Source organism: Halobacteriovorax sp. BALOs_7 (assembly GCF_003612895.1).
In the GTDB taxonomy this organism is placed as follows: domain Bacteria; phylum Bdellovibrionota; class Bacteriovoracia; order Bacteriovoracales; family Bacteriovoracaceae; genus Halobacteriovorax_A; species Halobacteriovorax_A vibrionivorans.
This window is the reverse complement of sequence record NZ_CP027772.1, coordinates 2,165,917-2,178,686: the sequence shown is the minus strand read 5'-3', so window position 1 is coordinate 2,178,686 and position 12,770 is coordinate 2,165,917. Positions and strand designations below refer to the sequence as shown.

Here is a 12,770-nt window from a genome sequence, read left to right as displayed (position 1 = left end):
ACTTTTAGGAATATTATATGAAAGAAAACAAAACTAAACAGAATCTAATTGATGTTGCTCTACCGATGATGGCAGAAAGTGGTGTTTACGGTGTTAGTCTTCGCGATATTGCTAAGAAGGCCGAAATAAATGTGTCTTCTGTTTTATATCACTTTGGTTCAAAAGAGGAGTTCATCGCAACTTGTGGTGAGTTCTGTGTGCAAAACTTAGTTGAAGCGATCGATTCAATAGCTCAAAGAAATTTCACCAATATTGATGAATTAACTCATTTTATTCATCAAAAAGTTGAGGAAAGTCGTATCGAGATTACTATTATAGTTATGCTTCTAGTGATTGAAAGCTCAGGTTTTAGAGATATATACGAGAAGTACGTTGCAGATAAGTTCGTTAAGGTACAAGGTAGTGATGTTCCTTATATTCTAAATCTAAGGTCATTCATCTCATTTGGTCTTTTTAAGAGTATTGATTTAAAAGTCGCCAATTCAAAACTTGAAGGCAATGGTATAGTGGATCTACTCTGTCAGGCCACGACCTCTACAGAGGCACTGTAAGCTAGAGCTTACAGTGCAGTTCATGCCATTTTCTTTCTAATTCTTGTCGATCTTCAGGATGAGCAATCTTAATTAATTCTTGTGCTCTTTGCTTGAGAGTCTTTCCATAGAGGTTAGCAATACCAAATTCAGTTACAACATAGTGAATATGTGAGCGTGTTGTGACGACTCCTGCACCATTTTTTAATGTTGGAACAATTTTTGGTATACCTCTTTTACTACGAGAGTTGATGACGATGATAGGCTTTCCTCCTTGTGAAAGGCTTGCGCCTCGCATGAAGTCCATCTGTCCACCAACACCTGAAATAATATGATGTCCGATTGAGTCTGCACAAACCTGTCCTGTTAAGTCGATTTCAACGGCACTATTAATTGCACAAACTTTTGGATTTCTCTTAATGATACTAGGGTTATTCACATAATCGGCTTCAAGCTGAATTACACTCGGGTTATCATTGATAAAATCATGAACATCTTTACCACCAACAATAAATGAACTTACAGTCTTTCCTCGATGAACGTTCTTCATGGAGTTATTAACAGCGCCAGACTTTATTAGTTTTAAGGCACCGTCAGACCACATCTCAGTGTGAATTCCTAAGTTCTTATGATTAGTTAAACTACTTAATACAGCATCGGGAATACTTCCTATTCCCATCTGAAGAGTGGCACCATCTTCAATGAGAGTCGCTGTAAGCTGACCAATTTTTAAATCTTCTTCGCTAAGGGGACTTCCATGACTATCTGATAGTGCGCGATTAATTTCGATAGCGTAGTCAATTTCATTTACATGAATAAATCCATCCCCATGAACACGTGGCATATGTGGATTGATTTGCGCTATGACAACCTTGGCACTATTGACCGCTGCCTTGGCCACATCAACTGAAGTTCCAAGAGTACAAAAACCATGAACATCTGGAGGGCTTACATGAATTAAAGCAAAGTCGAGGGGGACTTGTCTTGATCGAAATAGGTTTGGAATCTCAGACAAGAAGCAAGGAAGGTAATCAATGCGATCATAATCCACATACTTTCTTAAGTTTCCTCCTACAAAGAGGTTTACGATATTAAATATATCTTTGTATTTAGTGTCTGCATACTTCGCTTCACCGTGTGTATGAAGATGAGTTAGTGTTACATTGTTTAGGCGCTGAGCATTTTCGATTAGTCCATTAATTAACTCAGTAGGAGTTGCATCACCACCGTGAATAAAAACATTTGAGTTTGAATAGACATGAGAGAGTGCTTCCTTTGCGCTATTTAGTAATTTCAAAAGTCCTCCTTTTTTATATCCCTAGAATACGCCTAATGAGGTTGAAACTAAAGTTATTTTGACGACAATTTTTATATGCCATCAATTCAAAAATTAGGGTATATTCCTAGCTATTATGGTTATCGAAACAACATCAAAACGACTCAAAGAATTAATCTACTTTACTATCCCACTTGTCATCGGACAGGTTGGGCAAATGTTATTTAACGTTGGAGATATCTTTGTGGCCGGGCGCTATTCCACTGCAGCTGTTTCTTCTATTGGAGTTGCATCTGGAATGTTGGCCCCATTTGTTATGATTGGTGTATCAGCTTTATTTTCTGTAAGTGCAGTTACTGCAAGAATGAGAGGCGAGGATGCTAATCCTCATACTAATGGTGTATGGGGAAGTGGAATGACTTTGGCCTTGGGCCTAGGCTCTCTTATTTGTCTTGCGCTCTATATCTTTACGTATTTTGTCGATGCAATTGGCCTTAATAAAGAAATAGTTCCACTCGTTAAAACCTATCTGCTTTGGGTTAATATCTCCATTATCCCGGCCTTAGTTTTTCAAATGATTAAAGAATACCTTCAGGCCTTTGATAAAACTATTTTTTCAAATGTCTTAATCATAGTGATGAATATTATAAATCTCATTATGAATTATTGCTTAATGTTTGGAATTGGTCCTATTCCTGAAATGGGAATTAAGGGCGCTGCCGTTGCAACAGTTATTACCCGCTTTGTATTAGCGATCATTCTCTATGTCTATGCATATCGAGTTCTTCCAATTGAAAGTCATTTTAATAAGAAGTCATTTAAAGAGTTAATTAGGCTGGGGATACCTGTTGGTCTTGGTACATTCATTGAAGTTCTAATGTTCTCAACTGTAACTGTTCTTATTGGGAGAATGAGTCTCGTAGCATCTGCTTCACATAATATCGTTCTAAATATAGCTGGACTCACATTTATGGTTCCTCTGGCAATTAATGGAGCTGCTGGTGTTAAGGTCGGATATGGACTTGGAAGAAAAGATATGGATATGATTAAGAGTTATTCTTATGGTTGTATCTTTATGGCCGAAGCTTACATGCTTTGTATGGCAATGTTCTATTTCTTATTTCCTGAAACATTAATGAGTCTCTTCACTACAGATAAAGAAGTTATTGCTTATGGTGCAAATCTTTTCTTCTTTGTCGCCCTCTTTCAAATACCTGATGGACTACAAATTACCATGTGGGGAATCTTAAGAGGCTTGGGGATGAGTAAGCTACCTATGATTTATTCGTTTTGTGGTTATTGGTTAATTGGAATCCCTGCTGGAATCTTTCTTACTTACTATCATGGAATGGAAGCTGCTGGGTTATGGGCCGGGCTTGCTATTGGCCTAACGATGGCTTCAGGTGTCTTATCGTATTTATTTGTAAAAAGAATTGGTGAACTTGAGCTTCTTTGGGAGAAGTAATATATCATTCTTCATTATTGAGGTTTAGCATTTTAGCTTCATTCAAATAATCTTTCATTGAGTGGTCTATTGTTGGATTTAGTTCTTCGATCTTATTTACAAATTGGCCAATCTTTTCAATGGCATGATCTAGTCTGTTTATTGCTTTATTATCTTTTAAGTCTTTTCTTAATGTTTTAGAAATATTTAGAGCGATATTTAATTGATTATTTATTTCGTGATTGTAGGTTGCCACAATCGCATGAAATAATTGTATCTGTTTGTTGTGTATATCCTTCTTATGTAGTTCTAAGACTTTTGTTTGTGTTTCTATACGAGAAAGAAGAACTTCAAATTGTATTGGCTTATTTACATAATCATTTGCACCTAAAGTTAGTGCATCAACAATTTCTGATGTTGTATTTTGAGAGGTCACCATAATGACTGGGATATTGTTTTGGCTATAATACTGACGTATCTCTTTTAGTACGTCATAGCCTGAAAACTTAGGCATCATGATATCTAATAATACAATATCTGCATCTTCTACTATTTTTATATCTTCCATGACAATTGATGGGTCATTATAAACACTCACCGTATATTGAAGTTTTTTCAACTTTGTTGAAAGGATATGAGTGGAAATCTCGTCATCATCGATGATTAATATCTTATACATTTATGCACCTAGTTCTGTGGACATCTTTGTCAATTTCTCTTGTGAAAGAAGTGATACCTCTTTAAGCTTCTTTAAATTTTCCGTTACTTCGTAGAGTTTGTGTGATCGCGCTGCATCTTCTATTAATTCAGCATATTTAATCGCTGGTACGATATGAAAGTTTGCAATGGCACTTCTATAAGAATGAGCACTAATTCTTAAGTTTTCAAAGTCTTCTTCATCAAGAGCACTTTCTATATTTTCAATTAACATCGGTGAGCTACTAAGTAGCAGATCGATTGATTCTTTTAGTAATTGTTTATCCCCATCAAACTTCAGTAGTAATTCTTCTTTTGAAATGAGCTTGTGTAGATAAGGATATTCCGTTGTTGATTTCTGATACGTATTGTTCTTAGTTACAATATTTTCAGAAATAATACCTTTCAAGCTTTCGAAATCTATTGGTTTAGAGAGAACTAAATCAACACCGACATCTTTAAAATCTTTATTCTTTGATACTTCAATACTTCCAGTAAGGGCGATTATTTTTGGAGCTTTTAGGCCATACTTTTCATTAATAAGCTTGGCCGTCTCAATCCCATCAAGGGTTGGCATATGGTAGTCAATAAAGACAAGATCAAAGCGTTTTTGTTCTAGTCTTTCTAGTGCTTCATGGCCATTTTTTGCGAGTGACGCTTTGATATCTAATCTCTTAAGGTACTCTTTTAAGATTTTTCGTTGGATCTGGCTGTCATCTACGACAAGTACGCTAAGGGTATTGTAACTTTCAGATATAAATAATCTTGTATTGTGAGTAGGGGCTTTACTTGGAGTACATCCAAATTCGATCTTAACAGTAGTACCTTCTCCAGGATTACTATCAATATTAATACTACCTTTTAAGAGTTTTATAATTCTTTTACTTATTGATAGACCAAGTCCTGTACCACCAAAGTCCTTTGTCGTTCCTGGCTCAGCTTGTTGATAATCTTCAAAAAGTTTAGGAATTTGTTCCTTATTTATGCCAATTCCCGTATCGATTACTTGTACTGAAATTTTAGTCGAGTTATTACCATTAGGTTTAAAGTCCGTAATAATTTTAACCTTTCCATTCTTAGTAAACTTAACAGAGTTACTTACGATATTATTTAGAACTTGTCTTATTCTATATGAGTCACCTTTAAACCATGTCGGAAACTCATTTGAGAATGAATAGCTTATTGTGGTGTTATTCTTTGCACTCTCTAATGAAAATAGAGTGACAATATCTCTTATTAATTCTTTAAAATTGAAAACTTCTTCATTTAGTTCAAGCTTATTTGATTCGAGCTTTGATAGGTCGAGAATATCATTAATTGTCTTCATTAGGGCCATGGTAGAGGACTTAATAATTTGCACCTTCTTTAAGTCCTGTTTGTTCTTTAAGTCTTTTGATAGTATATCCACCATACCAATAATTCCATTCATTGGAGTTCTTATCTCATGACTCATATTTGCTAGGATTGATGACTTTATCTTTTCTGAGTAAAGGGCCTCTTTTCTTGCTAATTCGACATTTTGATAATTATAAATTAACAGTCCTCCAAGTAGTGAGATAAATGAACCAAATATTAGGACAAGCTCAGCTGTTGATGAAGAAAGAGTTGCAATATATCGATCAGTTGGTGAAATTGAGATTTTCCATTCTCCACCATTTGTATCTAAGAGGAAGCTAGTGAAATTATCATTTTTATTTCTCTTTTGTGAAGAAGTATAGATAAGGTTATTGTTTTCAAGTATTCTAATTTGAAAAGTCTCTTTATCAATATCTGTGAAAACTTCATTGAAAAAATCTTTAATATTCGTTGTTATGACCTGAATACCAATTAACTGATTATCAGATATAACTGGTGTTGATACGTAGACGAGAGACTCGCTATTGTTATCTTTAACAACATTGCTAATTAGGAGCTTTCGACTTTGTGATGTATTATAAAGTGTTAATTCTTTGACTCTTTTTTGGTCTAAGTTGATTGATAGCTCTCGCTTAGGATAGAAAAGCCTTCTTGGAGGGTCATTTAAGTAAAGCTCTAATTGTTCAAAATATTTAAAGTCGTCGTAATAGTCTTTAGCATCTTTTTCCCATCTCTGCTCATTAATACCTTCAGTATATGAAAGTCGTTGAGAGAGCCTGTCGATCGCTTTTAAATTTTCTTCAATGACGATTAATACCTTACTCTCAAGATCTTGTGAGTCGTGTATGATCGTTTGCTCTATTGTTTGGGCCTCATTTTGTTTAATAAATTGAGCAGCAATAACAAATGATACTAAAATAACTAATGCAGTGGGTATTGGTAGCCAGTTGAAGTAGCTACGGTGTCTAAATCTTTTAATTACATAGTAAAAGAATCCACTTGATAAGGTAAGAAAAAGAAAAGATGTATGAATGGCCATTCTCGTATGTTTTTGCCAAGCAAATGTTACATCAATTCCTAATAAATATCCAAGAAACGAAGTAGCAGAAAAAGCAATAATAATTGATGTGATTATTAACTTTAAAACGAGTAGTCTTCTTTCTGTAACTTTGAGTAAACTGACAAAAGATAAGGCCGAAATTAGAATAAAACATGTTGCCGTATTAGGGGACATTCTACCGGGAAATTCTGACTTCACTAATATATAATGTTCAAGAAATAATTGATCAATACCTAAGTTGATGCCGATTATATATTGAAGAAGGCTTGTGAAAGAAATCAAAAATAATATTGTTGCAAAGATATGCTGAATTAATATGCTCTTTATTCTTTTCTTATTAGATATAAAGTAAATAGTTGCAGCTGATAAGATGAAGCAAAGGGCCGTGTTAAATTGCATTGGAACAAAGTTTGGTTGTACTTGAATCAAAGAAGGGATGTTCTTTATCCAACCAAACATAACTGATGAGGCAATAAAAGTGACGATAAAAGAAGATACTTTTATTGCCGTATTTTGATCATTCAAAACTTTACTTATTTTCTTATAAATTGGAGTGAGTTTTGTCATATTCTCCTCCAGCTTAGCTGTGAGTTTTAGCGATCCAGGTATTCACTTATTTTTTCAAAATCAAACGGCTTAGAAATGAGATCGACAACGCCAAATTCCAATGCATCCTTTCTTATTTGTGGGTTAAAATAACCCGTTATGATGAGCACTGGAGGATGCGATGGATGCCTCTTTCTTAGCTCTTTTAGAAGTGTCAAACCGTCCATTATAGGCATCTTTAAGTCACTTACAACAAAATCAACTTCGTTTTTCAATATATAATCAAGTGCTGTTGCACCATCTTCAAAACCCACTGCTTCATGGCCGAGATCTTCTAGGATCTCCACATATATTTCATTCAATGTTGTTTCATCTTCAGCAATTACAACTTTCTTTCTTGTTTTATCTAGCATACATGTATCTTATTGAATTTATTTAGTTTGAGCAACGTATGGTGTGTTACAGAGCATTGCGTTTAAAATATGATAAAAATCAGCTAATTATGGCTTTTGACTTAAGAGATATGAAAGTTTGATAAGGCTTTAGATAAGAAATTTAATATTTTTAAGAAAAAATTTAGCTGGCTTGATCAAAAGTCTTTTCAATTTTTCCAATGACATTGTCGAAATCAAATGGTTTTGTCATGAGATCAAGAGCGCCTAACTCTTTGGCCCTTAAAGTATTTGCTTCATCGATAAAGCCAGTAATAATAAGAACAGGTGGAATTTCTGGGTGAATTTTTCTAAGCTCTTCGATAAGAGTTATTCCATCCATTTTTGGCATTTTTAAGTCCGTGACTAGAAAGTCTACTTGATTTTCTTTTGCAAAGGCCAGAGCCTGATGGCCATCATAAACACCAACTGTTTTATAACCAAGTGACTCAAATGCTTCAACATACATCTCATTTAAGATTGGTTCGTCTTCGGCAACTAGTATGACTTTCTTTCTATCCGTCTTCATATAAGCAGATTATATTGTTTTGCTGTTTAAATTACAAACACATAACGCTTTAATTCAAATCAATTATTAAATATCGTTTGTTTTCAATAGCTTATTAAATAGAGTGTAGTACACGCTTCTTATAGCATTGAAATATACCTTAATTTTAATGAATTCTCTGATATAGCTCAGATTAATTGTAACTTGAAGTGATAGAATTTTATTAAACAAGGAGCTTATAATGAAAAATATTAAAGTCGAAGAATTCACAACACCTATCCTTCATGTCATCTCCGAGAATGCTCTATTGGATCAGGCCTTTAGTATTATGAAAGAAAATAATATCAGACACCTTCCGGTAAGTGATGGAGAGCAAATCTTAGGGATTATCTCAGAGCGTGACGTGATGGCCTTGTATGGGAAAGATTGGCAGGAAGCAATTAGAGTAAGAGACTTTATGAATGAATCTGTTTTATCTGTTTATCGTGGTGATAATCTTGGAGAAGTGGCCTATCAACTTTCAAATAATAAAGTTGGCTCAGCAATTGTCCTGGATGAAAATGGAAAGGTGTACGGAATCTTCACTGTTACAGATGCTCTTAATGCTCTCGTTGAAATATTTGTTACTGATGCATATGAGAGAAGTGATCTTCGCTAAATTTTAGTATCAGTTCAGAAAGCGTGTAGTACACTGGAATCTATAACTTCTTTGGTTATGACACATTTTTTTATCATATTTTTCTAAATTTAAGTTTATAAACTTGTATAAGTAGTTTAATTTTCGTAATAAGAGCTAAACCTATTATATTTGTATAGTTTCAAAATATTTGTTCTCTATCCATTTACGAAGGACATATCTTAATAATGAAAATTGTAAACGAGAAAAGTATTACATTTAAGTATCTCGTAGCTTTTATTTCAATTGTTGCTTTTACTATCTTGGCCCAGGCATTAGTGCAATACTTCATTCTTCAGCAAGAAAGTTATTCTGAGATAATTAACTTGGCCGGCCGCCAGCGTATGCTAAGCCAAAGACTTGCCAAGCAATCCCTGCTTTATTCCTTAAGTGGGGAAGAAAGAAAACTCGCTCTTAGTAAAGACATCTTAAAAACAAAAGAGCTTCTTTTTTCTACACACAACCATCTTAAAAATGGTAGTGAAGATCACAAAATCGCTCCTGCATTCACAGATAGTATAAGAGATAAGTACTTAGCATTAGATCCTGTGTTAAAAATGATGGAAGAGGATGTTGTTTGTTTAATCAATAACTGTCAGACCCAAAAAGATAGTCTTAACAATATCGTCAATCATTCAGAAAGCTTCTTAGCAACGATGAATCATATTGTTTATGAGTCTGCAGATTATTCAAAATCAAGAATTTTAAATCTAAGTAAAGTTGAGTTTATACTTTTCACATTAATTATTCTCTTATTAATCTACGAATTCTTTAAAATTATTATTCCAATTAAACAAAAACTGATCTCGCAATTAAATGAGTTAAGACAAAAGGATCAAGTCATTACTCATAGTTCAAAGCTTGCTGCTATTGGCGAGCTGGCCGCCGGGATTGGCCATGAAATAAATGGGCCATTAACAATTATTAAAGGGTATCTAACAAGATTAAAGAGAGAAAGTTATAAGAATAATAAAAATGAAGCAAGCATTATAAATTCATTTGAAAAGATCGAAGGCTCTGCAAATCAAATTGAAAATATCGTTAAAGGACTTAGAACCTTTGCACGTAAAGATGATGTGAAAACGGTAGAATTCAATCTTGCACAGATCGTTCAAGATTGTATTGCTATGGTTGAGCAAATCTATGATCATTATGGAATTGAAGTTACTCTTGAAAATCAAGTAGGCGATATCAAAATCAACGGTAATCCTGGAAAGATTCAGCAAGTAATGATGAATCTCTTATCTAACGCAAAAGATGCTCTTGAAGGAAGTGATAATAAAGAGATTAAAGTCACTCTTTCTCAGTCAAATGAAAAGGTGCAAATTAAAGTTTCCGACTCGGGTGTTGGAATTAGTGATGCAATCAAAAGGAAAGTCTTTGAACCTTATTTTACAACTAAAGAGTTTGGAAAAGGTAGTGGGCTAGGCCTATCTCTATCTTTCAATTTTATCAAAGAGCATAACGGAACAATCAGTTATGACTCCGAACCAGGGCATGGCACAACATTCAATATTGAGCTCCCTGTTTAGAACAAAATACGGGCTTAAATAATTATTTGAGCGCAAAAATTCCTCTGTTTTCTTCACACACTTTCACAAGAAGATGTAATTCTAGTAGTTTACTTTTTTAGCATTTTTTTTCACAAAATGTGAAAATGGCACGAGTAAGATATTGAAAATATTGCGATTTTCTTTTTTGTGAAAAATAATTTTTATTTTTGTGAAAATATCACTTGTCATTATTTTTCTGAATTCATAAATTCTTTTCAATAAATTAAGTTTAAAGTTTTTATAAAGAAAACTTTTTGATACTAACAAACTATATTTAGGGAGAATTTATGAAACTAATCGCACTATTCGCAATTTTATTTACTGCTAACACTTTTGCTTCACAAAGAAATGTCATCGGTGATGAAGTATTCTTTTCGGCACAAGGTCATGTTGGATCAATTCTTGAGGTATGTACTGACGGTGAAAATCTAAGAACTTTATCACCTGTTAAATATTGTACAGGATACTCAAAGGTATGGGTTGCAGACAGTGGAAAAAAATCAGATGGACACTATGATTACGTATGTAATGGTTTTGAAACAGGTGTTCTCACAACTGCAATTAATTACACTGTTAAAGTATGTCTTGAAAGAGAATACACAAGAGATAGCGATGACCGTGTACTAGGTAAATGTCTTCAATACGGAATTGAAAATCGTTCATATGAATTAGATGGGACTCTAGACGTTGAGTACACTTCAAGAGGTGGAACTAACGTTTATAGAACTAGCGAGTTAGACTACAGCGTACCAGCTTGTAACTAATAAGTGATTGTGTTGTAGGGGGGCCTCGGCCCCCTTTTTGTGTTTTTATAAGAAGAAAAATTGGCAATGGAAAAAGTATCAGCTTTAAATTTTGATAATTTTTTAGACTACTTAAATTATGTAGTCTCGCCAGCGTCTCATTTTAAATCACGTCCAAAGACACTCGAGCAGTGGGCCACACGTCTCGGTTATAAGTCTTCTTCAATTCTTTCTATGGTCTTAAAGGGACAAAGAGTTCCTAGTCATGATTTGATTGCTTCTATTGCTTTTGATTTAGATTTGTCTGAAGATGAAGCAAGGTATTTGCAATTACTTGTTCAGCTTGAAAAAGAAAAACGAAAAAATAAAGATTGCTCAAGGACTTTACAATATCTAAATAAACTCAAATCTCATGGTACATTTAATCGTATTAGTTTAGATGAATTTTCATATATTTCACAATGGCATTTCTTTGCTATTAAAAACTTAGTTCTCTTAGAAGACTTTAGAGAAGATTATGATTGGATTTCAAATCAGCTAAGAAAAAAAGTTCAAGCTTCTAAAGTTAAGAGTTCGATTGAACAATTAGTGAAAATGGGGGTTTTAAAAAGAGATAAGGATGGCAATTTAAAAAAACCGACAAAGGGTTACTCTACAGGAGATACGATTCCTTCTTCTGCCATTCGCTCTCATCATAAGGAAATGATTTCAAGAGGGCATGAGTCCATTGATGAAATAGAAATGGCCCTAAGGCAAATTAGCTCTTTAACACTGGCCATTGGCGATGATGATATCTCAAAAGCTAAGGATAAGATTATAGAGTTTTGTCAGGAATTTAATCACACTTTTGCAAAAGATAAGAATGCAGACTCAATTTATCAGCTCAATATTCAGTTTTTTCCACATACTTTGGTAAAAAAAGGTAAGCAACAATGATGAAAATAATTATCTACAAATGTATTTTTTTGATTTTATTAAATACACCACATGCTTTTGGTTATAAAAAAACAAATAATGTTACTCCTGATATAGTGGCAAGAATGGGTGATTATGTCGGAAACGGTGGGGGTGTCGTAGAGCAAGACTTTACTAATGCACTTTTAAATTTGCCTTTATATATCGAAGACTGTCTACTTTCTTTAGATTGTGAGCTAACACAACAAGAAGAATTAGATTTAAAAAAGATCTTAAATATTGCCCGTCTTAATTCTAAAGATAGTGAGAAGTTAATTTTTTTATCAGGAAAGGACAGTGGGAAATTATTCTACACTGAAGGTGAAAATAGAGTAAGACTTGCTGTTACCGGTCTAACAAATGATGGCCCTATTTTTATTAATAGTGACTTATTATATGAAGATATAGATAACAGAGATATTCCTGCTATTAACTTTGGCCAAATTGTTGCGCTACTTATTCATGAAACGGGACATCTAACAGGTTTGGATAATCATCATTACTTAGATTATCTAGGTGCCAAAGTTAGCTCCAATATGGATCTTAATAAAAAGAGGATAGACTATTTCTTAAGCTATAATAAACAGCTAAGCCTTGAAGTTGTAAACTTCTCATCTGGTTACACTTTTTCAACAATTCAAATGTATTATTTAGATAAGTCATTTTCACTAACGCCAGATTTTCGAAAAAAAATTAGTTGTGAAGATGAAAGTCTTTTTCCTGTAGGCATGAAGTTAGAAAATATTCATTGGGGGAAGGAATACTCAATAAGCCCAGATTCTAGTATTGTTCCTTTTAAAGGCTGGATTACAATCACATGCTTTGATGGCCGTGGTATGACTTGGATAGAGGAGAGAGTATTTGAGGCGCACTTACAGCTAAGTTCAAACGCTACTTATTCAATAAAGAAAATGATAATAGAATAGTCTTAGTGATTTCAATTACCTAAGCTTGGAATTCGTCTATAGTGTAGTGTTTTACTAAAGTTCTTCCACGT

At 33.9% G+C, this 12,770-nt stretch carries 12 protein-coding genes; 7 read left to right on the top strand and 5 right to left on the bottom strand.

What is annotated here, in order from left to right; all coding sequences use genetic code 11:
• The first annotated feature begins 17 nt into the window (after positions 1 to 17).
• Positions 18 to 551 carry a TetR/AcrR family transcriptional regulator gene (locus tag BALOs_RS10380; protein ID WP_120405132.1) on the top strand — a complete coding sequence of 178 codons (534 nt, stop codon included), beginning with the start codon at positions 18 to 20 and terminating at the stop codon, positions 549 to 551.
• Position 552: 1 nt separating this feature from the next.
• On the opposite strand, the gene BALOs_RS10375 is transcribed toward BALOs_RS10380, so the two are convergent.
• Positions 553 to 1,827, bottom strand: coding sequence for an acetyl-CoA hydrolase/transferase family protein (locus BALOs_RS10375; protein WP_120405131.1), 1,275 nt, complete (start codon positions 1,825 to 1,827; stop codon positions 553 to 555).
• 115 nt (positions 1,828 to 1,942) lie between these two features.
• On the opposite strand from BALOs_RS10375, the gene BALOs_RS10370 reads away from it, so the two are divergent.
• Positions 1,943 to 3,271 carry an MATE family efflux transporter gene (locus BALOs_RS10370; protein WP_120405130.1) on the top strand — a complete coding sequence of 443 codons (1,329 nt, stop codon included), beginning with the start codon at positions 1,943 to 1,945 and terminating at the stop codon, positions 3,269 to 3,271.
• Between the two features lie 4 nt (positions 3,272 to 3,275).
• Here the strand turns inward: BALOs_RS10370 and BALOs_RS10365 are convergent, their stop codons facing one another.
• The 4 genes from BALOs_RS10365 to BALOs_RS10350 all read right to left on the bottom strand — a co-directional run bounded on the left by BALOs_RS10365 (position 3,276) and on the right by BALOs_RS10350 (position 7,868).
• Positions 3,276 to 3,929, bottom strand: a complete 654-nt coding sequence (locus BALOs_RS10365) for a response regulator (RefSeq protein WP_120405129.1) — start codon at positions 3,927 to 3,929, stop codon at positions 3,276 to 3,278.
• Entirely contained in the window at positions 3,930 to 6,929 is a 3,000-nt protein-coding gene (locus BALOs_RS10360; protein ID WP_120405128.1) for an ATP-binding protein, read from the bottom strand.
• 26 nt (positions 6,930 to 6,955) lie between these two features.
• Positions 6,956 to 7,321 (bottom strand): response regulator, encoded by a 366-nt coding sequence (locus BALOs_RS10355; protein ID WP_114705139.1) that lies wholly within the window; start codon positions 7,319 to 7,321, stop codon positions 6,956 to 6,958.
• Positions 7,322 to 7,484: 163 nt separating this feature from the next.
• Positions 7,485 to 7,868 (bottom strand): response regulator, encoded by a 384-nt coding sequence (locus BALOs_RS10350; RefSeq protein WP_120405127.1) that lies wholly within the window; start codon positions 7,866 to 7,868, stop codon positions 7,485 to 7,487.
• Positions 7,869 to 8,088: 220 nt separating this feature from the next.
• On the opposite strand from BALOs_RS10350, the gene BALOs_RS10345 reads away from it, so the two are divergent.
• The 5 genes from BALOs_RS10345 (at position 8,089) to BALOs_RS10325 (ending at position 12,699) form a co-directional block, all read left to right on the top strand.
• On the top strand, positions 8,089 to 8,505 hold the full coding sequence (locus BALOs_RS10345) for a CBS domain-containing protein (RefSeq protein WP_120405126.1): 417 nt from the start codon (positions 8,089 to 8,091) through the stop codon (positions 8,503 to 8,505).
• 206 nt (positions 8,506 to 8,711) lie between these two features.
• A complete protein-coding gene (locus BALOs_RS10340) occupies positions 8,712 to 10,055 on the top strand; it encodes an ATP-binding protein (protein WP_120405125.1) in 1,344 nt (447 codons plus the stop codon).
• Positions 10,056 to 10,363: 308 nt separating this feature from the next.
• On the top strand, positions 10,364 to 10,840 hold the full coding sequence (locus BALOs_RS10335) for a hypothetical protein (RefSeq protein ID WP_120405124.1): 477 nt from the start codon (positions 10,364 to 10,366) through the stop codon (positions 10,838 to 10,840).
• A 66-nt stretch (positions 10,841 to 10,906) separates the two neighbouring features.
• The gene (locus BALOs_RS10330) at positions 10,907 to 11,755 is read left to right on the top strand and encodes a DUF4423 domain-containing protein (protein WP_120405123.1); all 849 of its coding nucleotides are present in this window, start codon (positions 10,907 to 10,909) and stop codon (positions 11,753 to 11,755) included.
• On the top strand, positions 11,752 to 12,699 hold the full coding sequence (locus tag BALOs_RS10325) for a hypothetical protein (RefSeq protein WP_120405122.1): 948 nt from the start codon (positions 11,752 to 11,754) through the stop codon (positions 12,697 to 12,699). The genes BALOs_RS10330 and BALOs_RS10325 overlap by 4 nt, the downstream gene beginning before the upstream one ends.
• Positions 12,700 to 12,770 lie beyond the last annotated feature (71 nt).